Consider the following 24,695-nt stretch of genomic DNA (forward strand, 5'->3'; position numbering starts at 1 on the left):
ACCACGCTGCGCTCGATCTCGTCGTCGATGAACCAGCTCGATGCCGCAACCCAGCAGAACGCCGCCATGGCCGAAGAGACCACCGCATCGGCAGAAACGCTTGCAGCCGATACCGAGGACCTCCTCGACCTCATCCGCGGCTTCCGCGTCAACAATGGCAGCGGTGCTGCTCAGGCGCCGCAGCAGAGACGCAGGGCGGCTTAATCACGCAGAACACTCAAGGCGATTTCAGCACGAAACAATTAAGGGGCCGCTGGAGAAATCCGGCGGCCTTGCCTTTTGGGGCGATCCCTTGTGCCGGCGATCGGCGAACTCATCTTCACGGAATGGGGTCTGCCATCAGGTCTCAATAAAAACGACAGAACGATCGGCCGTCTCCAGAAGCGTATCTGCGACTGCACCGTAAGATAGATTGTCACCGGCACGCTTGCTGACGCCAAGGACAATCAGATTAAATCGCCCGTTGCGCGCATGTTTAAGAATTGCAAGCTCCGGCGACGAACCCTGGGATGCGACTTTTTCCACCTCGACGTCATAGAATGACGCGATCTGGTCGAGCTGATGAAAGGCGGCACGATGGGCGTTGCTCGTATCGCTCACTCTCGAAGGCGATGCTGCCAGGCTGGGGTCACGAAAATAGACGGCAGTGATATCGGCGCCACTCGCTTTCCCAACGACAAAGGCGAATTCCGCGGCCTTCATCGACCGCTCGGTCCCGCTGACAGGGACGAGAATCCGCAGCTGCTGATCGTCATCGGGCAGACGACCGCGGGCAGCGACGATTGCCGATGTGCCCTTGAATGCCGAGATCATTGCGGCAAGCCGAGGGCTGTAGCCGCCCCGCTCGCCGGTTGTCGGCTCAATTCCGACGAACATGATGTCATGTCCCTTTTCGGCGCTCTCGGAAAGCACTTCCCTGAGATCACCATCCCTCTTTTTCACGGAGACATGGATAATGTCATCCTCACCGGGTTCCTTTGTCTCCGCTTGAGCTTCCGCCGCCTTTTCCGCGCTCGATTGAACGCGTTCGCTGATCTCGTGGGCGCGGCTGTCCGCGGATTTTTCAGCACTGGCATCGGGGCCTTCGCTCTCGTCTTCTGCCAGAACATCGAGGACAGTGACAGGCATCTTTCTGACGGCTGCGAAGTGACCGGATATCCTTGCGGCCAATTCGCTCGAGGCGGAGTGATCGATGGCGAGCAGGATGCGTTCGAATCTGGACAGAAAGCTCTTCTCTTCGAAGGCTTCCAGCTCGAGACGGTCCTTTTCCTCCTCACGCATTGGAAGTCTCGCCAGCGCCCAGCGCAATGTCGGCGGCATGGCCATTGTGGTGACCACCGCCATCGCGACAATCACGGAAAACAGGCGTTCGTCCAAAACACCAACGGAGAGGCCGATCGACGCAACAATGACTTCGGTTGAGCCGCGGGCATTCATGCCGCATCCGAGTGCAATCGCTTCCGGGTTGGAAAAACCACTGAGCCTGGCGCCGGCAAACGCTCCGCCGAATTTTCCGAGGCTGGCAATCAGGATGAGCCCGACGGCGAGAAGCAAAGTCGATGGATCGCCGAGAACGCTGAGATCGGTTTGAAGTCCCGTAAGCCCGAAAAATACCGGCATGAACAGTGCAGTTGTCAGGGCGCGCAGCTGACCCTCGATCTGTCGGGTCAGAATGGGCGACTGCCCGACCAGGATACCCGCCACAAAGGCCCCGAGCACCGTGTGGACGCCGATGGCATCAGTGACAATCGCCATACCGCCCATGATCGCGATGATGGCGCTTAAAACAGGCAGGTCACTTTTGAACTTGTCGTTTGTCCAGCGAATGATCTCAAAGACGATGCGGCGGCCGATCGTGAAACTGAAAGTCATGAAGAGGACGGTGCCGATCACGCTTTGCGCCAGGGTGGCAAGATCGACTGCACCGTTCTTGGCAAGGCCGAACGTCACCGCGATGATCACCCAACCGAGCGTGTCATCGATAATGGCTGAAGCCACGATGAGCTGGCCGATATTGCGCCGCATGAAATCCATTTCCCGAACGACCGACGCAACGATTTTCACGGACGAGATCGAAAGGGCGGTGCCTAGGAAGAGCGATGTCACCAGTCTCGTGTCGGGGTTGGGAAGCAGGCTCGATGGGATGAGCTCGCCAAGGCCAAAACCTAGCGCAAAGGGGACTGCGATGCCGGTCAATGACACACCTGCGGCGGCTCGCCGCAATCGAAGTGCGAGGGCCAGGTCTGTTTCCATGCCAGCCAGCAAGAGCAGGAAAAGAATGCCGAGCTGCGCCACCGCATCGGCCATTGACTTTTGCGTATCCAGCTGCGGGAACAGCGCCGACTGAGCTGCTGGCGCCAGCAGACCGAACACCGACGGTCCAAGGATAATGCCGCCGATGATCTGCCCCATGATCGAGGGCTGGCCGAGACGGACCATGGCTTCGCCGAGCAGCCTGCCGACGACGACGAGAACAATGATCTGGACGAGGAACAACGCCTCGGAGGGACCGGCTGATTTGCCCCCGGCGGCGAACGCCACATCACAGGTGATGAAAGTGCAGGAAGCCAGCGACAATGCCCATGGAAAGGCCCGCGCACTCATCATCTTCGTTGCCATAAATGACGATACCCCTCGTGAATGTCGCGGAGAAACGAGCCAAAACGGCTTTCTGTTCCTGCTCTGCTGCCTCTTCCTCGAAACGCCATCTGATCGAGCTGACGACATGAACAGGGCATTCTGACCGCAGTCGATCTGCAATCAAAAGGCCGATTGCACGCATGCGCTGATGGACCTTTGCGGGAACCATCCTCGCTCGCGCGGGTTCTTAGGGTGTGCGCCAACGGAGGTAGAGATGAAAAATGTTTTGACCACAGCCGTTATGATGTTTGCTCTTTCGGCCCCTGTATTTGCCCAGCAGAGCGTGATCGTTACCAATCCACAGCCGACCGGCTCTACGGTCGTCGTGCCGGGTGACGTGCGGACCTATGTGACACAGCAGAGCATCCCGTCGATCGTCTATGATGGTGACATTGCAGTCGGTGATACGTTGCCGGGCGCTGTTGTCGTTCACACCGTTCCTGATAGCGACGGCTACGCTTATACGATCGTCAATAAGCGCCGTGTCATCGTCGATCCGCAAACACATCGCATCGTGGATGTCCTGAACTAGACGCGGCACTGTCAATATTGAGGCCGGGCCGCCTTCGAGCGGCCCGGTCTTTTCGTGTGGCTCCAATTGCGTGAATTTCCGTATCGGTTGCAATATATGGGGCCACCTGGCCAATAGCTAATATCGCCCAATGCGTCATCCGAGACAGCAGCACGTCGCCGGCGAGCCGTTTCCGATACCGCTGGCGTCGCCACGATAGCAACAGACTGGCGTCGGGACGCTTGCAGCGAAGCGAGACGATAAGCCGTGGTCCCAAAGCGTCTGCTCCAGCTCCGAGTTGTTCTTCTCGCCTTGGTTGCTGACCGATCTCGCGTGGACGAGCAAGGGGAGTTTCTCCATGGAGACTTGCGTGGTTGCCGGCCAAGGGGGCACGGCGGTCAAAACTCCCGATTGACAGATCGCGCCTCGCTTGTTATTTAACAAGTATGTTAAATAACTTAATGGCTAAATATGATGGATCGACTGAACGAAACCTTTGCTGCCTTGGCCGACCCGACGCGCCGCGCAATCGTCATGCGGCTTGCCGAGGGCGAAGCGACGGTCAATGAGCTCGCCGCGCCGTTCGACATCAGTCTTCCGGCAATTTCCCGCCATCTCAAGGTTCTTGAAACAGCGGGGCTGATTACGCGCGGTCGGTCGGCCCAGCTGCGCCCCTGCAGGATCGAGGCGGGGCCGTTGAAGGAGATCGCCGATTGGGTGGAACGCTATCGTGGGTTCTGGGATCAGAGCTTTGATCGCCTGGATACCTATCTTTCTGAACTTAAAGGGAAAGGTGATGACAATGCTGACCGGTAATCGCCAAGAAAGACATGAACTTCTTATTCTGCGAATCTTCGCTGCTCCCCGAGATCTGGTGTTCAAAGCGTGGACCGAACCGGAATGCATGCTGCACTGGGCCGGGCCGAAGGGCTTCACGGCGAAGGGAGACCAGCTCGATGTCCGCCCCGGCGGCAATCACCGGGCCTGTCTGATTGCCCAAACGGTGAGGAACATTGGGTCAGCGGCAAATATCTGGAAGTGCTTCCACCTCGCCGGCTTGTCTTTACCCATGCCTGGGAGCTCGCGAACGGGGAGCGCAGCCCGGAAACGGTCGTCACTGTCGATCTCACGGAGAAGGATGGCGCTACTCAGATGAGATTCCACCAGGCATTCTTCGAGAGCGTAGCCTCTCGAGACGGTCATGAAGGTGGTTGGACCGAGAGCTTTGAGCGGTTGGCACGGTTCCTGGACACCGATTTTAGCGGAGCAAGCAAACCATGACGGCGCCGATGAAGCTCTTTTATTGCGAAACGCTCAATCCGAGAAAAGCCTGTGCGGCCGCCCGATTTCTGAATGCGGACGTCGAGTTTGTTCGGATCGATCTCGGCCGTGGGGAACAGAGGACGACGGAATTTCTGGCGCTCAACCCGAATGGCAAGGTTCCGGTCTTGCGGGATGGGGAGAAAACGCTTTGGGAAGCAAACGCGATCATGTGTCGCCTTTCCGACAGTGTCGGCGCGGACTTCTGGCCTCACGACGAGCGCCAGATCGACGTGATGCGTTGGTTGAGCTGGGACGCGAACCATTTCACGCGGTACGGTGCTGAACTCTGGTTCGAAAAAGAGATCAAGCCGCTCTTCGGGCAGGCGCCCGATCGGAAAGTCGTGGAAGATGCCGAAAACAATCTTAGATTGTATGCTCGGGTATTGAATGACCATCTGGCCGAACGCCGCTACGTCGTCGCAGAGAGCGTCAGCGTTGCCGATTTCGCGCTGGCGGCGGCACTGCCCTATGCTGCCTCGTCGCAACTACCGCTCGATGAATTCGGCCACATCATGCAGTGGCACGATCGATTGAACGAGCTCGAAGCGTGGCGCGAGCCTTTTCCGGTCTCCGATCGGTGAGAAGCACAAGAAAGGGGCGGTGATGGAGAACCGAACCGGCATCCAACAGCGAAGCATAACGGCCCGCCGACCCAAGTCGCCGCGAATACCGTCACTTCCGGGCTGCTAAATGCTAAGCGATCGAGATGATCTCCAGCTCATTTTCGCCGACCACGACGAAGTCACCGACCGATTTGCCGGCAAGCGAGCGAGCAACAGGTGAAACATAGGAGATCGTTCCCTGCTTGGGTTCGGCTTCGTCTTCTCCAACGATACGATAAGTCTGCACGCGCCCGTCATCACGGTTGAAGGTGACGGTGCTGCCGAAGGCGACAGTCTCGTTTGACGCCGGCTTTGCTATCACCTCAGCGCTTCGAACACGCTCGGAGAAATAGCGCAGATCACGAAGCGGGACCGCCGATTGACGCCGCCTCTCATTCACATCGTCAATAGCATTTGCGGCTTGGTACTGTTCGCGAGCGTCCTGCATCGCAACGTTCAACGCCTTCCATCCTTCTTCAGTGACCAGGTTGGGATGGGAGGAAATCGCGCGGTCCGGAAGCTGCGTTTCCGCCGCGGTTTCCGCACTTTCCTCTTTTGTGAACGCGACTGCCAAAGCAAACTCCGTAAAACAACTGCCCGATCGAATGGATATAGTCCGGGATGTCATGAGTGCAACAGTGACCGCGAAATGACCGCAGGCTTTAACTCCCTCCTTGGCTCTAGGCCTTGGAAGGGTGGTCATGATCCTTCCAATTGTCATGCCTCGTAGCCCCAATCGTCAGAGATTTGGAAAAGCAGGCAGGTACGAGCGGCTCGTCGAGCGTCGGGAGAGTAAGCCCTTCTGGCAACCGATGCCAGCAGGAGGTTGCCTCAGATCGGAAGCAGGCGCGTTGCATGCCGTAGAAAAACGTCATGCAATGCGAGCGAGACCGTTATACTTGCCGGAATGGTAGAGCAGCGGTGCCTTGTCCGCGGCCGAATTGGCCTCATGCAGAGCGCAGACGCATATGATGTGGTCGCCGGCAGGTATAAGGGTTTCGACGGCCGCTGAGATAACGGCCATCGAGCCGGCCACCACAGGTGCTCCGGCTACTCGGTCTATTTTTATCTGCCCACATTCGCCGAATGGCCGGTTGGAAGCGAAAAATCGGGCCTGCTCCGCTTGATCTTCGCCAAGAAACGAAAAACCAACCTTCCGACCCGGTTCGAGGTAGAGCCTGCTTCTCGATTGGTTGGCAACGCAGAACAAGGCAAGAGGCGGATCCATTGAAACCGATGTCAGCGATGTCGCGGTGAAACCATGGACGTCGGAACCGGCATCAAAGGTGATGATGGCGATCCCCGAGGCAAGGGCGCGGAAAGCCTGCTTGAACGGATGTGCTATTCCGTTGTTTGGAATGTTCAATTCCTGGCTGTTTCGTCCGATCGAATTTGTCCCGCTAGAATCGCAGACTATGTTCGGATCTGTCAGCACCTCGGACATGGACGTGGTTTCCTCAAGAGGCGGCCTTCCGAAAACCGCCTGCGACGTTGTTGAGCTGGACGGGCCCGTGCAGGGTGCGGGTCCGTCCAGTCCTGCGCGTGACCTAGATGATCTGATCCTGGGAGGACAGGACGCTTTGCAACTTGCTCATCGGCAGTTCGCGCGGTGTGCCGTTACCTTTGACAGACAGAGCTGCCGCCGTGCCGACTGCTTGTCCCGTCACCATGCTGGCGGCCTGGGAGCGGACACTGCCGAGTGCGTTGTATTCGGCAGAAATGCAGCGACCGGCCACCAGGAGATTTTCGATGCCCTTCGGAATAAGGCTGCGGAAGGGAATATGGAACCAGCCGGAGCCGCCGACCGCGACCAGGCTGACCGACTTCTTGCCCGACTTGTCATGTACATCCATGACGCTGCCGTAGCGTCCAATACCGTCCTCGAAGGTCCTGCCGTTCAACACGTCGTCATCCGTCAGGGTGTAGTCGCATACGATGCGACGCGTATCGCGAACGCCGACGGATTGGGCTGTATAGGCAAGATAGGAATCTTCGTAGCCGGGAACATATTTGCGATAAAAGATCGCCATCTTATTGGCTAGTTCGCGCATTGCCAGTGTCGCCTTCGACATCTCGACGCGGTCGGTCCCGTCGATGTTATAGGCCATGTCCATGTTGTGATAGGTGAAGTCGTAGCGGAATTTGCCGTTGCGGAACATGGTGCGCGTCACATACATGATGGCATCGGGATCAACGGTCTTCAGCCCATAGGGAATGGGGTATTCGCCGTTGGCGAGCGCCTTGCGGATCTGCTCCTTGAAGGCAATCATGGTGAAGGGCTTTTGTTCGCTGTGAAGCTGCAGCGACTTTTCGACGTAGTCCCGGCCGAATTCATCCGGATGCTCGCGCATATAGGCGAGCGTCTTGTCGAGATTGACGCCGCCGATGGCGAAATACAGGCTGAGCGGCTGATGCTTGCCGTCTTCGGGCGATCCCATTTCATATTGCGCGCCGGCCGCAGCGGCGATCTCTCCGTCACCCGTCGTGTCGATGGTGACGCCTGCATGGATTTCGATGCTGTCGTGCAGGCTTTCGACGGTGACGCCGACGATCCTGTTGCCATCCATCAGTACGTCGCTTGCCTGTGTATTCAGCCAGACCTCGACGCCCGCCTCCTGAACCATCTGCTCGATGACCCACTTGGCAATTTCCGGGTCGAACATCTGGCGGGTGGCGGCCTGACCTTTTTGACCCCATGCGGAACCGATGGCGAGCATGCGGTCGATATATTCCTGGGCGATCGAGCGGACCAGCTGCTCGTCTTCGAAAGAGCTTTCATAGCCGGTGACCATGAGCTTCTTTTCCTGAAACGTACTGGGCGCCCGCATGTGGCGCATCGAGCGGATCATCATCACCATGCCGCCGGAATGCGTTCCGCCGAGGTGATCGTGCGCTTCGAGAAGCAGAACGCTGGCGCCATTCCGCGCGGCCGCGATCGCCGCCACGAAGCCGGCTGTTCCGCCGCCGACGACGAGAACATCCTTACGCACGACCTGCTTTTCCTTATTCATCTTAATGGGCATGTTCGCTCCTCTCGAGTTGCCTTTATGAGATGAAGGCGCCGCGCCCGATCATTGTTCGGATCATTGGACGGGCACGACCTTGCAAAGAACATTGGGAAGAGAAAATTGTTTATTTCTGTTCCAGACAACGTTATCTTGAATAAGACAACGTTGTCTCAGTTGAATTTGTTTGTCAAGGTTCATTTGGCCGCAGCGACTGGGATAAGATACAAGGCGATCGAGCCCCGTTTGATCGCGACGGGTTAGCAGCTAAGAGTCGAACCGGAATGGCAAACGCGGGAGCAGACCGAGTGGGACGAGACAACGCCAGAAAAGGAAATGCACCGACGCTTGCCGACATAGCGCGCGTGGCGGGCGTTTCCGTGAGTACGGCGGGTAGGGTGATGCGGCAGCAGGATTGGCCGGTCGACGAAGAGCTTAAGAAACGCGTGCTGCAAGCCGCAGCCGAACTGGCCTATGTCCCGAACGTCATGGCCCGAACGTTGAGGGCCGGCGCTCCGGCCCTGGTTGGCCTGGTCGTCGGGAATATGCTCGATCCCTATTACGGCGAAATCGCCGAGGCGGTCACCAAGCACGGCGAGGCGACCAACAAGATGTTGGTGATGGTCTGCAACATGCAGCGCGATCCGATGCTCGAACTCGATTATTGCCGGCGCCTGTGGGAGCATCGCGTCGCCGGCCTCATTCTGGCGGGAGGTGGTTTCGACCAATTCAGCCACAACGGAGAACTGCTGGATCTGCTCGACCGGATGGAAAGGAGCGGGGTCGTCATTACCACGCTCAGCCCCCGCGACATTCCCGTTCCGGCCTTCTGTATCGATAATGAGGAGGCGGGCAGGATCGCGGCCACCGATCTCGTCGGGCATGGCCATCGTCGCATCGGGATTTTGACGGGCGCAATCCAGAACAGGGTCGTCGAGCAGCGTCTGAGCGGCATTAGATCGGTCTTTTCCAAGAGCGGCGTCGATTATCGAATCGCAGATAGCGGCTCTGGAGCCGAATGGGCCATTTCGTCCGTTGGTCATCTGTTTGATGCCGATCCCGATATCACCGGCATTGTCGCCGTCTCGAGCGCGACGTCCGCCAACGTCCTGCATGCCGTCGAAGCGACGGGGCGGACGGTGCCGGACGATGTCTCGGTCGTAAGCATCGGCGGCTCGATGCTCGGCGAATGGAGCACGCCGAAATTGACGCGGGTCGATATCGCTCTTGATGAATGTGGCCGCGGTGCGCTGGACTATATCGCAGCGCGGGTCAACGAGGACGACGCCCCCGTCGCGGGACCTTATCTTCCCCGGCTCATTCGCGGCGGATCGGTGACCTCACGACACTGAGGTGGCAAGCCTGCCAGCCGCCATTATCTCGACGCTCCGATATCCGTGGCCAAGCCAGCTATTCAGCTGGCTTGGCCACAGAAACGGAATGGCGCAGCGAGCGCATCCAGAAGAACAGCTGCGCGAGCACGAGAAACAGGGCAATCGCCAGCACCGTCGCACTGATCGGTCCTTCGATGAAGGTCAGGAAGTTGCCACCGGAAATCTCAAGCGCGCGACGGAAGTTTTCCTCGATGAGCGGCCCAAGCACATAACCAAGCAGGATCGGCGAGATCGGAAAGTCCAGGGCCATGAGAATTGCGCCGGCGACACCGAATACCAGGACCTCGTTCACTTCGAACAGGCTGTTGTTGGTGCTGTAGACGCCGATGTAGATGAAGAACATAGCAACCGGAAAGAGATAGCGGTAAGGAACCCGCAAGAGCCTGACCCAGACTCCGATCAAAGGTACATTGAGTAGAATGAGGAAGACATTGCCGACCCAGAAGCTCGCAATCAGCCCCCAGAACAAATCCGCATGTTCGGTGATCAATTGCGGCCCCGGCTGGATGCCTTGAACGAGCAGCCCGCCAAGAATGAGAGCCATGACCGGATCGCCCGGGATGCCAAGGCTCATGGTTGGAATAAAGTCGATCTGCGTCTTTGAATGCGAGGACGCTTCAGGGGCGGCGACCCCCTCCAGAGCACCCTTGCCGAAACGCTCGGGCGTTCTCGATACCCGCTTCTCGAGAGCATAGGCGATGAATGTCGTAATCGTCGCTCCCGTTCCGGGCATGGCGCCGAACAACGTGCCGACCAGGGTTCCCCGCAGCATCGGGAAAAAGGCCTGCTTCAGATCCGCCATGCTCGGGCGCATATCACGCATTGACAGCTTGCCTGTGGTTATGACCTCCATATTGTTGATATTGCGAAGAAATTCTGCAACGCCGAAAAGGCCGAGCGCGAGTGCGACCAGTTGCACACCGCTAAACAGCATCGGAAAACCGAATGTGAAGCGCATCGTGCCCGTGTTGATGTCGGTCCCGACCATGCCGATCAGCAATCCCAGCGTGGTCATTGCCACACCTTTCAAGGGTGTTCCGCGTGCCATCGTCCCACCGCAGATCAAGCCGAGCAGCATGATGGAGAAAATCTCCGCCGGCCCGAACTTGAAGGCGACGCTGACCAGCAACGGAGAGGCAAAGACCATCACGATGATGCCGATCGATGCGGCGAAGAACGAGCAGAGCATGGTAATGCCGAGCGCGACGCCGCCCTTACCCTGCTTTGTCATTGGATAGCCATCGAGACAGGTGACGGCATGTGGCGGATGGCAGGGCAGATTGAGAAGGATAGCTCCGATCGCCCCGCCATATTGCGAACCATAGAAGATGCCCGCCAACATCAGGATCGCCGGGATCGGCGACATGACATAAGTCAACGGCAACAGGATCGACATGGCCGAAAGCGGCCCCAGACCGGGCAACACGCCGATGAGGTTACCGATGAGGACACCGACGAACGACCAGAGGAGATTGTGAGGCTCGAGCGCGACGCTAAAGCCGTGAGAGAGATCGAGAAGCGACTGGATCATGGTCAACCCCAGCTAAAGAGAGGAAACTGCACTTGCAGCGCCCACCAGAAGACGACGGTTGCGACGACGACCATGCCGAGCGCCACGACGAGTGCATTGAGCAGCGAATTCTGGCGATCACCGAGAGCCGCGATGAATACGCTTGCGAAAGTGGCCGGCACCAGGCCGCCATATTCGCCAAACACAACGAACGCGATGACGCTGAGCAGAATGCAGATCCACCCCCGCCACTGTGGGCGCGACGCGGGAGCCGTCATCTGGTTGATCGTCTCGCCGATACTGTCGTTTCTGCCTCGCAATGCGATCGCGATTCCGATCAACGCCAGAACGACCCCAAGCGCAGCCGGAAAGAAGCCCGAGCCCATTTCCGACAGCGACCCGACCTTATACTGGATGCTCTGGATGATGGCGGCGATCCCTATCAGGAACATGAGGCCGCCGCCAATGTAGTCCTTTATATGCTGCTTCATCGATCAATCGCTCCCGTGAGCCCATCCACTGCTTCCGCGACAGGGAAAGCCTTGCTGGGACATGGTCGTTTCAGTCCGGAGGAGCCGGGTTTGATTCAAGGCGTCGAGCGGCGACTTGGATCGGCGATCCCGGCTCGTCGCAGTATCAGTTCTCGGATGGCGCCTTGGCGAGAACGGCGCTGTCGATCTTGAATTCTTCCTCGATCATCTGGTGGAAATGGTCGGGCGTGTCGGCGGCAATGATGTCGTCGATCTTATTCAGATCGGTCTTGACCGGATCCTTGGTCAGGATATCGACGATATTCTGGTTGAGCTTGTCGATGATGTCCTTGGGCGTTCCCTTCGGCGCGACGAAACCATACCAGCTCGAGAAATCAAATCCATCGACGCCGGCTTCCTTGAGGGTCGGTACATCAGGCAGTTCGGTCAGCCGTTCGTCGGCGCCGACACCCAGTGCCCGCAGCTGACCACTCTTGATGAAGGGCAAAAGAGCGAGCGGGCCTGTCATGAATACTTGGATACGACCGGCAACCAGGTCAGGAACCGGGGCCGCGCCGCTCTTGTAGGCGACCTCGACCATCTTGGTTCCGGTCAGCTTCTGAAACAGCATCGAGGCGACGAATTGCGACGAGCCCAGACCGCCATTACCGACTTTCAATTCGCCCGGATGCGCCTTGGCGTAACTGATGAGTTCAGCCACCGTCTTCACCGGCAGGCTTGGATTGATGACAAGAATTTCCGGCGTGTGGATCGCCATGGTGATGGCTTCGAAATCCGTCTTCGGATCATAGGGGAGGTCGGGCTGCAGCAGCTTGTTGGTCGACAGCGTACCGGGTGTGCCGATCCCTATCGTATAGCCGTCCGGCTTTGCCTGGGCGATCATCGTGGTGCCGATGGCGCCGTCTGCGCCGGTGTTGTTTTCGACGACGATCGGTTGCCCCAGTCGCTGGCTGAGTATGGTCGCGACCTTGCGGGCAACGAAGTCCTCGTTGCCGCCGGGAAGCGACGGGACAATCAGGCGGATCTGGCGCGACGGATACCCATCCTCGGCGTGCGTGCTTCCCGCAATCGCCAGTCCGCTCATAAAGGTGCAGGCTAACAAAACGACGCTATAGTTCGATTTCATCGAATTCTCCTCCCTGGTTTTTGCTCCATGCTGCGGCAGCTGAATAGCCGCCTCCAAGCTGCGACCATCTCGGCCTCGCTTGCCGCGAAACCGACTCCTCCTGGTCGTTCCAAAGACCAATCCGCTCCTACTCGGATGGCAAAATCACCAATTGCGATTGTACCCGGCCTCTGAAAATCAATGTATCGAATTAAATTTTACACGCAAGGCAAAAGTTTTGAATTCAAAATATGGATGCATCATCGATTCAGGCTTGCTGCAATCTTCAGCCAATTGCGACGATTGTCTATGAATGGGCAGATCACTCCGCCGAATTCGAAAAACCGAGATGCTCGAACACCGCATAGCGCTTGTTGCGAAGGTGATTGAATAAAATGTCGCTGAGCTCGCGACCTGCCTTGCGACGCAGCGCATCGAGGATGGCTTCGTGCTCCCGCATCGCCTCGCTCCACCTGTCGTGATGCTGGTCGAGATTGGCAATATAGCGGACCCGGCGGATGCGGTTGCCGAAGCTGAAATAGGTGGCGGTCAGGATCTTGTTGCCGGCGATCTCGACGATGCGCCGGTGGATCGCCTGATTGCAGCGGAAATATCCGTCCAACTCGCGGCGCAGATAATAGCCGTACATCTCGTAGTGGATCTGTTCGATTTCATTGATCTCGTCCGCAGAGATATTTTCGCAGGCGAGCCGGCCGGCCAGCGATTCGAACCCGCCCATAACATCGAAAAGCTCGCGCAATTCATTGGCATCAAGTCCCTTCACGCGTGCGCCGCGGTTGGGCAGCAGTTCAACGAAACCCTCGGAGGCCAGCACCTTCAGCGCCTCCCGCAAGGGCGTTCTCGACACTCCGAAGAGGTCGCAGAGTTCCCGCTCGGGAACGCGCGCACCATCCTTAAGATGGCCTTCGATAATATAATCGCGCAATCGGCACAGGACTTCGCCGTGCAGCGATTGCCCGGCCAAGGACGACTCGGCATCTGCCGCGTCGGGGCTCGGCGCGCGCTCTGAAAGGCCGGAAGCTGGTTTGAGCGACGGTTGGATGTTGGTCATTGTCCCTCATGCATAGGACAGGATCTGCATTATGTCGAGAGGCGATGCCGGCATACGGAATTCATCTGTGATATTGCAACGGCAAAAAATGAATGCAATATTGCCGTCAGCCGTCGCGTTGACCATAGGATGGCAGGGAGGATTTTCACATGAACAGCCAAGGTCGTCATTTCCTGCAGATTCCTGGACCGAGCCCGGTGCCCGAGCGCGTGCTGCGGGCCATCGGTATGCCGGTAATCGACCATCGCGGTCCGGAATTTCAAAAGCTTGGACGCGAAGTCCTGGACGGGTGCAAGTCGATCTTCAAGACGTCCGGACCCGTCATCATCTATCCGTCGTCGGGCACGGGCGCCTGGGAGGCGGCCATCGTCAATACCCTATCGCCAGGAGACCGGGTTCTCATGGTCGAGACCGGTCATTTCGCGACGCAATGGCGGCAAATGGCCGCTCGATGGGGGCTCGAGGTCGACTTCGTCGATGGAGACTGGCGTCACGGCGTTGATCCTTCCGTCGTAGAAGCCCGCCTTGCCGAGGATCGCGCGCACGCGATCAAGGCCGTGATGGTCGTCCACAACGAGACCTCGACGGGCGCGACCAGCCGCATCGCCGACGTTCGGAAGACTATGGATCAGGCGCATCATCCCGCTCTTCTGATGGTGGATACCATCTCCTCGCTCGGCTCGTGCGAATACAAGCACGATGAATGGAATGTCGACGTGACCGTCAGCTGCTCGCAAAAAGGCCTGATGCTGCCACCGGGCCTCGGCTTCACGGCGGTCTCGAAGAAGGCACTCGCTGCCTCGAAGAGCAACAAGCTGCCGCGCTCCTATTGGGATTGGGAGGATATGCTGAAGGCGAATGCTGGCGGCTCGTTTCCCTATACGCCGTCAACCAACCTGCTTTACGGGCTGCGCGAAGCAATCGCTTTGCTGCTGGAGGAGGGCCTCGACGCCGTCTTTGACCGGCATCAGCGCCTTGCGGCCGCAACCCGCGCCGCCGTTCGCGCCTGGGGGCTTGAGGTCCTCTGCCAGGAGCCGCTGGACTACTCGCCGGTGCTGACGGCCGTGCTTTTGCCTGATGGACACGATGCCGACAGATTTCGAAAGATCGTGCTCGATAAATTCAACATGTCGCTGGGTGCAGGGCTTTCCAAACTTGCCGGCAAGGTGTTTCGCATCGGCCATCTCGGAGAATGTAACGAATTGACCCTGATGGCGGCGCTGTCCGGCATCGAGATGGGACTGGATCTGGCCGGCATCCCACATCAGGCAGGCGGTGTGACGGCCGCGATGGCCTCCCTGAGGGAGCTCGGAAATACCCGGGAGAATACGCTCAAGGTGGCGATGGCCTGACGCCATCGTCGCCGACATTCCGATCGCCCGGGTCACTGCGACGAGCCCAATTTTACAGTGAGGCAATTGTGCATGTTCTGGTAACCGGCGCAGCCGGGATGATCGGGGGCAAGCTCGCCGATCGACTTTTATCTGATGGCAGCATCGGACCGGCCGAGATGACGTCGCTGAAGCTGACGGATGTGGTCCGTCCTCCCGGGATCTATGCCAGTCACGTTCGCGTCGAGACCGCCGCCGCAGATATAACGGTTCCTGCGGAGGTCGAGACGCTTATCGCCGCGCGGCCTGATGTCATTTTTCATCTGGCCGCGATCGTATCGGGAGAGGCCGAGGCTGATTTCGACAAAGGCTACCGCATCAATCTGGAAGGCACACGCAATCTCTTCGAGGCAATCCGTCTGGCGGGACTTCGCGAGCCCTACCGGCCGCGGCTCGTCTTTGCCTCATCGCTCGCCGTCTTCGGCGCTCCATTTCCCGACAGGATCGGCGACGAGTTTCATCAGACCCCGCAGACGAGCTACGGCACCCAGAAGACGATAGGAGAGCTGTTGTTGGCGGATTACAGCCGGCGCGGCATCTTCGACGGCATCGGCATCCGGTTGCCGACCATCTGCGTGCGTCCCGGCAAGCCGAACAAGGCAGCCTCGGGCTTCTTCTCAAGCATTCTTCGCGAACCATTGATCGGGCAGGAGGCGATATTGCCGGTTTCCGAGCATGTCCGCCACTGGTTCGCCAGCCCGCGCAGCGCCATCGGATTTCTGGTGCATGCAGCGACTATCGACCTTGAGGCGGTCGGCCCGCTGCGAAATCTCAACATGCCGGGCGTTTCCGCCACGGTCGGTGATCAGATTGCCGCCCTGCGGCGGATCGCCGGCGACAAGGCGGCCGGATTGATCCGCCGTCAATCGGATGAAACCGTATTGCGGATCGTCAGCGGTTGGCCGCGCGATTTCGACGCTACGCGCGCACGCGCCCTGGGGTTTACGACCGATGGATCCTTTGACGAAATTATCAGGGCTCACATCGAGGATGAACTCGGTGGAAAAATTGGGATGTGAAAGATGCTGTTCGGTGTCTTGCCTGCGTCCTTCAGGTCCACCAAGGTAAACGGGCGTCTCGGGCGTGGGGCGCAGCATCGCCGCGCCCCACCGATTGTGTGAAGCTCACCAGGATAATACGCCCTTGTCATTGATGAAGGTCGCCGTCCGACCATCGCTTGAGGCCACAAGCTGGACGATGATCTCCGCCGCCTGCTCGACCGTGCGGTAGCCCGTGTTGCCGTTGAAGTCCGTCTTCGTGTATCCCGGATCCGCGCTATTGACCGTGATGCCGAACGACGCAAGCGCCTTGGAAAATGACACTGTTACTGCGTTCAGGGCCGTCTTCGAGCTGTTGTATCCGAGACTATTGACCCCATAAAATTCGCTTTTCGGATCAGTCAGGGCACCGAGCGAACCCAGTTCACTGCTGACGTTGACGACATTTGCGGACCCGGCGGCTTTGAGCAACGGCAGGAGCGCTTGTATGATGCGGATTGGTCCGAACACGTTGATCTCATAGACCTGACGGATATCCTCCACGGTCTGCTCCGTCGGACCAACGAAGGTCCCCGGAATGCCCGCATTGTTGACGAGAGCATCCAGCTTTCCATCTTCCCCGCGAATGCGTTCGGCGGCGGCATTCACGCTTGCATCGTCTTCGACAGCGATCTCGATGAAGCGCACATCATGCCCGAGTGCACGCAGTGCCTGTGCCGCTGCCTCGCCGCGGCCAAAATCGCGCGCACCGAGCCATACGCGATAACCCATTTCTCCGAGCCGCCGGGCGGTTTCAAAGCCGATGCTCTTGTTGGCACCGGTGATCAATACATTCTTCGACACGATCGTTCTCCATTCTGATTGCCCCGCCAATATGAGATACCGGCCCGCCCATCGCGTGCCAAATACTACCGGACTCTTGCCCGATCCTGCCGAAAGCCTTGCGCAGATTGGAGCCCGTTACAATTTAACACCCATGGAAAACGGCGACGAACTGAAGTATCTGGTCAAACGGCATTCGCGCGGCAATCGCACGCCGACTGCGATTCCTCGTGTCGGTCTGATGTATGCAGAACGGACAACCGAGCCGACCGCGGGCATGACGGAACCCATCATGTGTCTGGTACTCCAGGGAGCAAAGGCGATCACCTGCGGCGAGAATGTCTTGCACTATGCGACGGGCAGCTACTTCGTCGCCTCTATCGAGGTACCTGTCTTCGGCAGAATTTCCGAAGCAAGCCACGTGAAACCCTTTCTCGGCGTCTCATTCAATTTTCATCCTCGCCAGATTGCCGACCTGGTGATCGAAATGCCGGAAATGGACGATCCGGAATTCCTGTGTGGCCTTGGCGTCAGTCCGTCCGATCCGCAACTCGAAGACGCCTTTCTACGAATGCTGCGGCTTCTCGACAGACCGGACGAAATTTCCATCATGGCACCCCTGATCGAGCGAGAGATCCTGTTTCGGCTGTTGCAGGGACCTCAAGGCGCGAAATTTCGGCAGATCGCACAGGTCGACGGGCGCCAATCTCAAGTCAGGCGGGCACTCGCCTGGATTCGCGACCACTTTACGGAACCATTCAAGGTCGAAGACCTGGCGCAGATGACAGGGATGAGCATCTCGGTGTTCCACCGCCATTTCAAGGCGGCGACGACAATGACACCCATTCAATATCAAAAACGGTTTCGCCTTCATGAGGCGCGTCGACGCCTTCTGGAGACCCCGGGCGACGCCGCTGGCGTCGCTTTCGCCGTCGGCTACGAAAGCGCGTCTCAATTCAGTCGGGAATACGCACGCCTATTTGGACTTCCGCCCGCCCGTGATGCAAGCCGACTTCGGGCAAAGGCGTCTGCACACTCGGCGTCGGAGACGTCCGATGATACTGAAAAGAAGGTAGAATTCGCAGATTAAGCGACCCGATCGTCTGCAAAGAGACTACAGTTCGAACTTTTCAGGACGCAGATTTGCTCTTGCTGCGCTTCAGCGCCGTCAGCAGATAATCCTGTATGACGGCCTGCAGATTGTCGGTCGAGTCGCGGACCTGCTTCATCGAGGCTTGGATCGCCGCCTCGTCGAGGGGCGAGGCGGCCATCGCAGACGCCAGACCGGCGCGGGCACGGCGGAGGTCCCGCAGCGCCGCGAAGGTGCGCGGCCGGTTTTCGCGCATGACGCGGCGAAATTCCTGCCTCACATCGGGCGGATAGATGCTGGCGACGCTATCGACGAGGCTGCCGGCTGATGCGCCTTCACGCAGGCCGTGAGCGGCATAGCCGACCAGGAATACGTTCAGCGCGACCGAAAGGCCGAGCAGGATGAGGACCACCGTCCAGATCGATCGCCGCGTCATAGCGCATTCTCCATGCCGTCATGGGTGGAAAGGTCAAGAAACTCGGCGCTTGCCGGCGCACCCGTTGCCAGCGCCAGCAGCTTCGCGTCGAAAGCATCACCCTCGGAGGCCGCTAGCTGATAGCCGCCAGCCGCGAGAGCCAGGACGAGCAGTGTGCTGCACGCCGTGATCGCTGCCGGCCGCAGCAGAAAAGTGGAAAGCCGCGTGCCGAGCCTCCGGTCGTGGTCGGCGTCGATGCGCGCGAGTACCTGGGTTGCCATGCGCCGCTCGTCGACATTGTTCAGCGCCGCTTCCAGAACCAGGTGATCGAGAGCCTCGTCTCGATCAGGCAAATCATGCGTTCCCGCGAGCAGAAAAAGCGCCTGCTGCCGGTAGGGCGCCGGCCATTCCGCAACGTCGTTGCCAAAGCGAAGCGTCAGTTGCTTGAATTCGTCCTCTGTCATCACACGTTCCTTTCGCGGCCGTCGGAGGCCGCCACATGATCCCGCAGACCGCGGCGGGCGCGGACGAGCAACTGTTCGGCCGAGCCAATACTGGTACCCATGACCTCGGCAATGGCCGGGACGTCAAGATCCGCCACCACCTTCAAGAGCAACGCCATGCGCTGCCGCTGCGGAAGCGCAGCGATGCCGTCGCGCACGGTCGACAATTCCTGCCGGTCCGCAACCCTTGCTTCGGCATCGGGCGCTTCCGACGCCGGATCGCTTTCAAGATCGTCGAGCCAGATGAAATTGCGCAGGAATCGCCTCCGGCGCTGGTCGATACAGCGGTTGGCAGCAATCTTGTAGAGCCATGTCGAGACGCGTGCCTTTTGCGGATCGTAGCGGCTGGCATTTTTCCAAGCGGTCACGAACACGTCCTGCACGACATCCTCCGCATCGCTGGAATTGCCGAGATAGCGTGCGGCAAAGCTTTGCAGGCCGCGGCCGTGGCGGGCAATAAGCTCTGCAAGCGATCGCTGACTGCCAGCCGCAATCCGCGCCATCAGGTCATCGTCTTCGCGTTGCATCGGTCTTTCCACGACGACAGATTCCTCGGCTTTAACGGCGAAAACGGCGAAAACCAACCCAGTGCCGACCGCCGGGACCAGTAAAACTGCCCACGGACCGTGTCCGGAATGGTCCATGCGCCGACAGCCGCTGGCCGGAAAAGGTCTTGCCATTTGCGGTGACACCGGAATAGCTCCTGGAGCAGCGTGTCACAATGCCCGCCCCACAGCTGGAGCTGGAGGTATAGCTGCCGCCCTTGGCGCCGGTCCGCGTCGTCATGCCCGAATAGACGCCGTTGCCCTCATTGGTCACGCTTCGACTAATCTGGCCGCCCGCTGCCGTCGTCCTCGTCCATTCCTCGGCACCGGCCGACCCCGCGGTCGAAACGACGAGAATCGTAGCGAGCAAGAGATGAGAGAATTTGAAATGGGTCAGCATGTTTGGAGCTCCTTCGTTTGAGACTCCTGCGGATCAGCGGTGCCGATCCGCAAAGAGATTGTGGACGAGGACGGCTTCATCCGGAGTGATCTTGCCATCGCCGTTCCGGTCGGCGAGATCGAAAAGAGACATGTCGGCTAAGAACTCGTCGGCCGAAACCTTGCCGTCGCCATTGGTATCCAGACGCCGCATCGCAATGCTGAGCCTTGCTTCTGCCGCCTCCGCCCGCGCCATGATGGCGTCGCTTGCGCCGTCGATTTCATCCTGGTCGATCACGCCGTCGCCATTGCGGTCGAGCCTGGAAAACAGGTGCTGGCGGGCGGCAAGAGCCTCCTCTTTCGAGATCACGCCGTCACCATTGGTATCGGCCGCTCGGAAGATGCGATCGCCGGTTGCGTCCTGCGCGTGGGCGCTAAGCGGCGCGAACCCGATGAGCAGCGCCGCGAGGATGGTCGAAGTCCTCATGATAACAATCCTTCCTATCGGTTTGGCCGCTCCGTCGGCGACCTCATCTGCCGATACGTCATCCCGCCGCTCCTCCTACGTCGTCATCAAAAAGAATCCCGCCCGACATTTCGGCAGCCTCGGCTTCCCCGCCGGTCAAAGTTCGGTCGCCGCGCGTAGGAGCAAGACCGGCGCTGCGTAGAGGCTTGCGGAAAGACGGACCGTGGTGGGCCGCCTCTCTTCGCAATGGAGACGAGAATGAGAAGAACGATCGCAATCCTTGGATCGCTGTTGCTTGCGAGCTGCAGTGCGATGGCCTCCGATCGGGAGCGTGCGCGGGACATGTTTCGCGAACTGGACACGAACGGCGACCACAAGCTCGAATTCAGCGAGATCGAAGCGGCGAGAGCGAGACTGTTTGATCGGCTGGATGTCAATCGCAACGGCATTCTCGATCCGCAGGAGATCCAGGCGGCGGTCGAGAGCGCGAAGTCTGCAAAGGGCGCCGGCGCCGGTATGCAACTCGCCGATCTGCAGCTGCGTAAAGCCATGATGGACAGAAATGGCGACGGAAAGATCTCGCGTGACGAATTCGCCAGCTTCATCCCCGACGGGTTGATCAAGGCCGATGCCGATGGCGACCAGGCACTCTCGCTGAGAGAATTGCGGTCGTTGCGCCGGTAACGGGCACGTCTCGTATTTTGGACAGGATCAGGACCATCACGATGATGAAAGTTTCAATGATGACCGGCGCGGCTCTGTTGACGCTGGCTACCTTAATGCGGCCCGCCGAGGCGACCCCACTGCCACTGATGCCGAACGTCGTCGTCGGCACGGGGAAAGTGACGGAGGTCTATTTTCGTCGCGGCTTCTATGCGGCCGGCGGCTTCTATTACTACAATGGATACAGAGGGGTCTACGGCTTTCGGCCGGGCTATCGTTACTATAACGGCTACTGGTTCCCAGCGACCGCCTTTGTCGCCGGCGTGGCGGCAGGAGTGGTCGCGGTGGCCCCGCCGCCGCCATTACCGCCGCGTCTCCCGGCGGCACATGTGCAATGGTGCTACGACCGCTATGCGTCCTATCGCGAATGGGATAACACCTATTTGCCCTATGGCGGACCTCGTCGACAATGCTGGTCACCCTACGATTGATCATCGATCTCCGGCAGACAAGAGCCGCACGACAGTTGCCTTCATCCCTTGATTTGTGAGGAATCGTCTCCGCGTAGGCGGATGGCAGATGCGACGTGGGCCGGGATAACCGGCCCATCCACCGCTAATCCTATTCCACCGGAGCCGATACGGCAGCCGCGCCGTTCCGGTGCCCGAGGCGATCTGCCACCAGCATCGACAGCATCATTTCCACGAGCCCATTGCTTGCGCCCTTCTCGCCGCCGGCACCTCCGACCTGGATTTGCGGGACAAGCGGCAGCCTGCCGTTTTCGATCGCTTCGGCGAAGCGCATGAGGACCTGCGAGTTGAGCTGGTAGTCCGGGCCACCGAAGGCTGCGACCTTTTTCTCAGTGGCTTCGGCTTCCGCCAGACCAACGGCGCGTGTCTTTTCGGCATCCGCAAAACCGGTCGCCTTGATGCGTTCGGCGTCGGCAAGCGCGATGGCCTTGATCCGGTCGGCCTCGCCGAGGCCGGCAAGGCGCACCTTTTCGGCTTCCGCCTTCGCGGTAACCTGAATGGTTTCCGCCTGCTGGCGAGTACGGGCGAGCTGCGCCTTGCCCTCGTTCTCGCTGATTTCGATAGCGAGCGCCGATGTGGTGATCTGGGTCTGCTGCTCGGCGAGCGCCTGCTTTTCGCGCAAGGTGCGCTCCTGGACGGCGGCTACCTCCTGCAGCTTGTAGGTCTCGACCTTCTCGACGGCGATCTGGCGCTCGCGCAGCTGGATCAGGATCTGCTCGATGCTGTTCTGGCCCTGGCTGGCGCGCGGCGTGCCGATGAGCACCTCCTGGAGTTCAAGGCTGTAGGAGGCGAATTTCTCCCGCATTTCCTCGCCCGATTTGCGTTGGATTTCGCTGCGCTCCTGCAGCAGCTGGATCAAGGTCTTGGTTTGGGCAATATTCTTGAAATAGGCCGAGACCATCGGATCGAGTGTCTGCTCGACCAGCCGCTTGATGTCCCCGAAACGCTGTACGACCAGCGGCGCCTTCATATAGTCGATATGCACGACGACCGAGAGCGGAAGCATCGGCTCGAAGGCGTCCTTGGTGATCAGCGAGACTTCGGATAGGTTTTCGTCGAGCCGGTGCTCACCGAACTGCTCCTTGGTCCATTTGAGAACGAAGTTGGTGGTGGGCACGATGACGATATTGCCGGCATAGGTATTGAAGGCATATTTGCCTGGCAGCAGCGGTGTCGACCAGACGCCTCGTGCACCGGTTTCCACCAGCTCGCCGTGGCGATAGGACTGGCCGGAAATATCGGCGCCGCGCTGGCCTGTATAAGAGACCACGACGCCTACCGTGCCGACCTCGACGATCGTTTTCTCGACCAGTTCCACGGTCGCGAAGATGCGATTGAGGAAATAACTGCCGTCGGCAAGAACCTGCAACTGCCGGCCGCGATAACCGCCGGCATTAAGAAACTTTTCCGGATCCTGGAAATTGTTGTGGAAGTTCGGATCCTTGGGATCGTCGGCGACGGTCGGCGCGATGATTTCTCCCACCGGCAGCGCCGGACCGTCATGGATGGTGACGATGCCGATCATGTCCTCGGCATTGTGAATGACAACAGGTTCGAAGCCGTTCCGCTCCGTGATGAGCTGCGACATATCCTCGAACAATCTCTGTTCGGAAGCGCTAAGATTGATGGAATGCGTTGATTGCGCGGTCAATACGATGAACTGCGCGAGATTGATGGCATAGGTTCCTTCGCGCAGAATCTTGCGCTGCGGTCCCTTCTGGCCACCCTTCGTCAGAAAGCCGCGCACGTCCTGAAAGTCGTCGGCTTCGACATTGGAGGCAAGCGTTTGGGTCGGAGGTAGCGGAACGCCGTCGCGGGCGAAGACATAGCCGATCTGACCTTGGGGGATCGTCACGAGATTGGCACGGTGCATCGAATACTGAAACGGCATGAAGAGATGCAGGCCGCCGCGCACGACTTCCGGCTGAAAACCAGCCTCGCCGTTGAGCGCAATGAAGCCGTTGCGAACGGAGCCGCGAAAGCTCCAGAGTTTTTCGAGGATGCCGAGCCGGTCATTGGGGATATAGCGGACCACGCCGCTCCATCGAAACAGGATTACCAACACCACGACCGCAACGGCGATCGCGATTGCCTTCCATTCCATCGCACTAAGATATTGTAGGGCTTCCATCTTTTCTGTCCTATAGGCGTACGGGTTCGTCCACCCGACAACCGCCCGGTTGGTGTTTCATAAGACGGGGAGATTGCGCACCTCAGCGTTCGACGCAGCATGACAATGTCGGACGACAGATCTGCTCAATGTTTGGGAAAGTTGCAGCGCGTCCCAGGTCCCCCGCCGGGACGCCGCAGGTCGTGAGTGTTCTCACATCGGTGTTGCCTTGATAGACATAACGATGAATGAGGTAAGGATTACGTCTTCAGGTTTAAAGATGTCCGGGGCGGAAAGCGAATAAATACTTCCAACTGCGTGATCATTTCGAGCATTCAATTCTATTGAGTTGCATCGCCTCAGCAGCATCGTCTCATCAGGCAGGGCGGCATGGTTCCGCATATTTCAATTCCCGTTCGCCCGCCGCAGAAAAGTTGCTGCGCAACTGGCTTGAGAATATCGTCTTCGAGTCCTTTTCGGGACATATCTTGCCCTTGGACGAGGTGGCATGGGGATCACACTCCTAAATCCGCGGGATCACGAGGCATAGCCACGGATCGAGGCCCTTCTTACCGGATTCGAAATCACTGTTCCTGACGCCAATACCCAAAGCATCTACTGCGCAACCTGATCCGCTAGGGGAGATTTCTCGAGCTCGTGCGGCTGACCCCTCGTAGGCCTGGATGGCTGGGAACGGTACGCACGGCTCGCCCGCGGCCTGATCCTCAGCGCCGAGGAAAGCGGCTATGTGCAATCCATGCAGATGATCGGAGCTTCCTCGCCGCGCATCTATATCGGCCAGATCCTCCCCAATATCGCCGGCGCCCTCGTCGTCCATCTGACGCTGAATTTTCCCCGCACCATCATCCTGGAGACGGCCTTGTCCTTCCTCGGCCTCGACGTCCAGCCGCCGTTGACCTCGCTCGGCCAGATGCTCGGCCAGGGGCGGACCTATCTGCTCAATGCCTGGTGGATGTCCGTCATGCCGGGCTTCGTCATCTTCGCCACGACCATTTCGGTCTGCATTATCGGCGACTGGCTGCGCGATCGGTTGGATTCCTACACGCTGACGCGCTGACAATCATCATCACCCGTAGTCATCTCGATCACGCCGCTTCCTCAAGTTCGCCG

General features: G+C 59.0%; 25 protein-coding genes and 2 pseudogenes. 12 read left to right on the top strand and 15 right to left on the bottom strand.

Features of this window, described 5'->3' with window-relative positions; translation table 11 throughout:
* A pseudogene (locus EV561_RS32905) lies at window positions 1–204 on the top strand (chemotaxis protein); the annotation flags it as partial.
* A gap of 135 nt (window positions 205–339) precedes the next feature.
* On the opposite strand, the gene EV561_RS32910 reads toward EV561_RS32905, so the two are convergent.
* Window positions 340–2,619: a cation:proton antiporter gene (locus EV561_RS32910; protein WP_132528098.1), complete on the bottom strand. Its 2,280-nt coding sequence runs from the start codon at window positions 2,617–2,619 to the stop codon at window positions 340–342.
* Window positions 2,620–2,854: 235 nt separating this feature from the next.
* On the opposite strand from EV561_RS32910, the gene EV561_RS32915 reads away from it, so the two are divergent.
* The 4 genes and pseudogenes from EV561_RS32915 to EV561_RS32930 all read left to right on the top strand — a co-directional run bounded on the left by EV561_RS32915 (window position 2,855) and on the right by EV561_RS32930 (window position 5,055).
* Window positions 2,855–3,172 carry a DUF1236 domain-containing protein gene (locus EV561_RS32915; protein ID WP_132528099.1) on the top strand — a complete coding sequence of 106 codons (318 nt, stop codon included), beginning with the start codon at window positions 2,855–2,857 and terminating at the stop codon, window positions 3,170–3,172.
* A 453-nt stretch (window positions 3,173–3,625) separates the two neighbouring features.
* Window positions 3,626–3,967 (top strand): metalloregulator ArsR/SmtB family transcription factor, encoded by a 342-nt coding sequence (locus tag EV561_RS32920; RefSeq protein ID WP_132528100.1) that lies wholly within the window; start codon window positions 3,626–3,628, stop codon window positions 3,965–3,967.
* Window positions 3,948–4,432, top strand: a pseudogene (locus EV561_RS32925) (SRPBCC domain-containing protein). Before EV561_RS32920 ends, EV561_RS32925 begins: the two are co-directional and overlap by 20 nt.
* Window positions 4,433–4,440: 8 nt before the next feature.
* Window positions 4,441–5,055, top strand: a complete 615-nt coding sequence (locus EV561_RS32930; protein ID WP_132528143.1) for a glutathione S-transferase family protein — start codon at window positions 4,441–4,443, stop codon at window positions 5,053–5,055.
* 112 nt (window positions 5,056–5,167) lie between these two features.
* Here the strand turns inward: EV561_RS32930 and greA are convergent, their stop codons facing one another.
* From greA to EV561_RS32945, 3 genes are all read right to left on the bottom strand, one after another.
* Window positions 5,168–5,650 (bottom strand): transcription elongation factor GreA, encoded by a 483-nt coding sequence (greA, locus tag EV561_RS32935; RefSeq protein ID WP_132528101.1) that lies wholly within the window; start codon window positions 5,648–5,650, stop codon window positions 5,168–5,170.
* Between the two features lie 297 nt (window positions 5,651–5,947).
* Window positions 5,948–6,520 carry a flavin reductase family protein gene (locus EV561_RS32940; RefSeq protein ID WP_132528102.1) on the bottom strand — a complete coding sequence of 191 codons (573 nt, stop codon included), beginning with the start codon at window positions 6,518–6,520 and terminating at the stop codon, window positions 5,948–5,950.
* Between the two features lie 103 nt (window positions 6,521–6,623).
* The gene (locus tag EV561_RS32945) at window positions 6,624–8,099 is read right to left on the bottom strand and encodes an FAD-dependent oxidoreductase (protein WP_132528103.1); all 1,476 of its coding nucleotides are present in this window, start codon (window positions 8,097–8,099) and stop codon (window positions 6,624–6,626) included.
* 290 nt (window positions 8,100–8,389) lie between these two features.
* On the opposite strand from EV561_RS32945, the gene EV561_RS32950 reads away from it, so the two are divergent.
* Window positions 8,390–9,433 (top strand): LacI family DNA-binding transcriptional regulator, encoded by a 1,044-nt coding sequence (locus EV561_RS32950; protein ID WP_149344490.1) that lies wholly within the window; start codon window positions 8,390–8,392, stop codon window positions 9,431–9,433.
* A gap of 58 nt (window positions 9,434–9,491) precedes the next feature.
* On the opposite strand, the gene EV561_RS32955 is transcribed toward EV561_RS32950, so the two are convergent.
* The 4 genes from EV561_RS32955 to EV561_RS32970 form a co-directional block, all read right to left on the bottom strand.
* Entirely contained in the window at window positions 9,492–11,006 is a 1,515-nt protein-coding gene (locus EV561_RS32955) for a tripartite tricarboxylate transporter permease (RefSeq protein ID WP_132528105.1), read from the bottom strand.
* Between the two features lie 2 nt (window positions 11,007–11,008).
* Window positions 11,009–11,476, bottom strand: a complete 468-nt coding sequence (locus EV561_RS32960; RefSeq protein ID WP_132528106.1) for a tripartite tricarboxylate transporter TctB family protein — start codon at window positions 11,474–11,476, stop codon at window positions 11,009–11,011.
* A gap of 145 nt (window positions 11,477–11,621) precedes the next feature.
* Window positions 11,622–12,602 carry a tripartite tricarboxylate transporter substrate binding protein gene (locus tag EV561_RS32965; protein WP_132528107.1) on the bottom strand — a complete coding sequence of 327 codons (981 nt, stop codon included), beginning with the start codon at window positions 12,600–12,602 and terminating at the stop codon, window positions 11,622–11,624.
* 301 nt (window positions 12,603–12,903) lie between these two features.
* Entirely contained in the window at window positions 12,904–13,653 is a 750-nt protein-coding gene (locus EV561_RS32970; RefSeq protein ID WP_132528108.1) for a GntR family transcriptional regulator, read from the bottom strand.
* A gap of 149 nt (window positions 13,654–13,802) precedes the next feature.
* Between EV561_RS32970 and EV561_RS32975 the strand changes: the two genes are divergently transcribed.
* Window positions 13,803–15,005, top strand: a complete 1,203-nt coding sequence (locus EV561_RS32975; RefSeq protein ID WP_132528109.1) for an aminotransferase class V-fold PLP-dependent enzyme — start codon at window positions 13,803–13,805, stop codon at window positions 15,003–15,005.
* 68 nt (window positions 15,006–15,073) lie between these two features.
* Window positions 15,074–16,063: a D-erythronate dehydrogenase gene (denD, locus tag EV561_RS32980; protein ID WP_132528110.1), complete on the top strand. Its 990-nt coding sequence runs from the start codon at window positions 15,074–15,076 to the stop codon at window positions 16,061–16,063.
* Window positions 16,064–16,168: 105 nt separating this feature from the next.
* Here the strand turns inward: denD and EV561_RS32985 are convergent, their stop codons facing one another.
* Window positions 16,169–16,885: an SDR family oxidoreductase gene (locus EV561_RS32985; RefSeq protein WP_207910640.1), complete on the bottom strand. Its 717-nt coding sequence runs from the start codon at window positions 16,883–16,885 to the stop codon at window positions 16,169–16,171.
* Here EV561_RS32985 and EV561_RS32990 point away from each other — a divergent pair.
* Window positions 16,863–17,954 carry an AraC family transcriptional regulator gene (locus tag EV561_RS32990; protein ID WP_245513154.1) on the top strand — a complete coding sequence of 364 codons (1,092 nt, stop codon included), beginning with the start codon at window positions 16,863–16,865 and terminating at the stop codon, window positions 17,952–17,954. The two genes, EV561_RS32985 and EV561_RS32990, sit on opposite strands and share 23 nt — an antisense overlap.
* Before the next feature lie 40 nt (window positions 17,955–17,994).
* On the opposite strand, the gene EV561_RS32995 is transcribed toward EV561_RS32990, so the two are convergent.
* Genes EV561_RS32995 through EV561_RS33015 form a run of 5 tightly spaced genes read right to left on the bottom strand, consistent with a single transcriptional unit; the run spans window position 17,995 to window position 20,282 of the window.
* Complete coding sequence (locus EV561_RS32995) at window positions 17,995–18,390, bottom strand: periplasmic heavy metal sensor (protein ID WP_132528112.1); 396 nt, start codon at window positions 18,388–18,390, stop codon at window positions 17,995–17,997.
* The gene (locus EV561_RS33000) at window positions 18,387–18,833 is read right to left on the bottom strand and encodes a hypothetical protein (RefSeq protein WP_132528113.1); all 447 of its coding nucleotides are present in this window, start codon (window positions 18,831–18,833) and stop codon (window positions 18,387–18,389) included. Before EV561_RS33000 ends, EV561_RS32995 begins: the two co-directional genes overlap by 4 nt.
* A complete protein-coding gene (locus EV561_RS33005; RefSeq protein WP_132528114.1) occupies window positions 18,833–19,399 on the bottom strand; it encodes a sigma-70 family RNA polymerase sigma factor in 567 nt (188 codons plus the stop codon). Before EV561_RS33005 ends, EV561_RS33000 begins: the two co-directional genes overlap by 1 nt.
* Before the next feature lie 31 nt (window positions 19,400–19,430).
* On the bottom strand, window positions 19,431–19,817 hold the full coding sequence (locus tag EV561_RS33010) for a hypothetical protein (RefSeq protein WP_132528115.1): 387 nt from the start codon (window positions 19,815–19,817) through the stop codon (window positions 19,431–19,433).
* Between the two features lie 33 nt (window positions 19,818–19,850).
* Entirely contained in the window at window positions 19,851–20,282 is a 432-nt protein-coding gene (locus tag EV561_RS33015) for an EF-hand domain-containing protein (protein WP_132528116.1), read from the bottom strand.
* A gap of 237 nt (window positions 20,283–20,519) precedes the next feature.
* On the opposite strand from EV561_RS33015, the gene EV561_RS33020 reads away from it, so the two are divergent.
* On the top strand, window positions 20,520–20,945 hold the full coding sequence (locus EV561_RS33020) for an EF-hand domain-containing protein (protein ID WP_132528117.1): 426 nt from the start codon (window positions 20,520–20,522) through the stop codon (window positions 20,943–20,945).
* 44 nt (window positions 20,946–20,989) lie between these two features.
* Window positions 20,990–21,415, top strand: a complete 426-nt coding sequence (locus EV561_RS33025) for a BA14K family protein (protein ID WP_132528145.1) — start codon at window positions 20,990–20,992, stop codon at window positions 21,413–21,415.
* Between the two features lie 130 nt (window positions 21,416–21,545).
* Here EV561_RS33025 and EV561_RS33030 read toward each other — a convergent pair whose 3' ends face one another.
* The gene (locus EV561_RS33030) at window positions 21,546–23,585 is read right to left on the bottom strand and encodes a flotillin family protein (RefSeq protein ID WP_132528118.1); all 2,040 of its coding nucleotides are present in this window, start codon (window positions 23,583–23,585) and stop codon (window positions 21,546–21,548) included.
* A gap of 658 nt (window positions 23,586–24,243) precedes the next feature.
* On the opposite strand from EV561_RS33030, the gene EV561_RS33040 reads away from it, so the two are divergent.
* A complete protein-coding gene (locus tag EV561_RS33040; protein ID WP_132528119.1) occupies window positions 24,244–24,642 on the top strand; it encodes an ABC transporter permease in 399 nt (132 codons plus the stop codon).
* Window positions 24,643–24,695: the final 53 nt, after the last annotated feature.

Origin of the sequence: Rhizobium sp. BK376 (genome assembly GCF_004341625.1) — a bacterium.
Taxonomy (GTDB): domain Bacteria; phylum Pseudomonadota; class Alphaproteobacteria; order Rhizobiales; family Rhizobiaceae; genus Rhizobium.

Coding starts and splice junctions, on each gene's coding strand:
- EV561_RS32930 (WP_132528143.1), top strand. CDS start 4,441: ATGAAGCTCTTTTATTGCGAAACGCTCAATCCGAGAAAAGCCTGTGCG.
- EV561_RS32910 (WP_132528098.1), bottom strand. CDS start 2,619: ATGGCAACGAAGATGATGAGTGCGCGGGCCTTTCCATGGGCATTGTCG.
- EV561_RS33015 (WP_132528116.1), bottom strand. CDS start 20,282: ATGAGGACTTCGACCATCCTCGCGGCGCTGCTCATCGGGTTCGCGCCG.
- EV561_RS32920 (WP_132528100.1), top strand. CDS start 3,626: ATGGATCGACTGAACGAAACCTTTGCTGCCTTGGCCGACCCGACGCGC.
- EV561_RS32940 (WP_132528102.1), bottom strand. CDS start 6,520: ATGTCCGAGGTGCTGACAGATCCGAACATAGTCTGCGATTCTAGCGGG.
- EV561_RS32970 (WP_132528108.1), bottom strand. CDS start 13,653: ATGACCAACATCCAACCGTCGCTCAAACCAGCTTCCGGCCTTTCAGAG.
- EV561_RS32955 (WP_132528105.1), bottom strand. CDS start 11,006: ATGATCCAGTCGCTTCTCGATCTCTCTCACGGCTTTAGCGTCGCGCTC.
- EV561_RS33010 (WP_132528115.1), bottom strand. CDS start 19,817: ATGCTGACCCATTTCAAATTCTCTCATCTCTTGCTCGCTACGATTCTC.
- EV561_RS32975 (WP_132528109.1), top strand. CDS start 13,803: ATGAACAGCCAAGGTCGTCATTTCCTGCAGATTCCTGGACCGAGCCCG.
- EV561_RS33000 (WP_132528113.1), bottom strand. CDS start 18,833: ATGACAGAGGACGAATTCAAGCAACTGACGCTTCGCTTTGGCAACGAC.
- EV561_RS33005 (WP_132528114.1), bottom strand. CDS start 19,399: ATGCAACGCGAAGACGATGACCTGATGGCGCGGATTGCGGCTGGCAGT.
- EV561_RS32960 (WP_132528106.1), bottom strand. CDS start 11,476: ATGAAGCAGCATATAAAGGACTACATTGGCGGCGGCCTCATGTTCCTG.
- EV561_RS32995 (WP_132528112.1), bottom strand. CDS start 18,390: ATGACGCGGCGATCGATCTGGACGGTGGTCCTCATCCTGCTCGGCCTT.
- EV561_RS32945 (WP_132528103.1), bottom strand. CDS start 8,099: ATGCCCATTAAGATGAATAAGGAAAAGCAGGTCGTGCGTAAGGATGTT.
- EV561_RS32915 (WP_132528099.1), top strand. CDS start 2,855: ATGAAAAATGTTTTGACCACAGCCGTTATGATGTTTGCTCTTTCGGCC.
- EV561_RS33025 (WP_132528145.1), top strand. CDS start 20,990: ATGAAAGTTTCAATGATGACCGGCGCGGCTCTGTTGACGCTGGCTACC.
- EV561_RS32965 (WP_132528107.1), bottom strand. CDS start 12,602: ATGAAATCGAACTATAGCGTCGTTTTGTTAGCCTGCACCTTTATGAGC.
- EV561_RS33020 (WP_132528117.1), top strand. CDS start 20,520: ATGAGAAGAACGATCGCAATCCTTGGATCGCTGTTGCTTGCGAGCTGC.
- EV561_RS33030 (WP_132528118.1), bottom strand. CDS start 23,585: ATGGAAGCCCTACAATATCTTAGTGCGATGGAATGGAAGGCAATCGCG.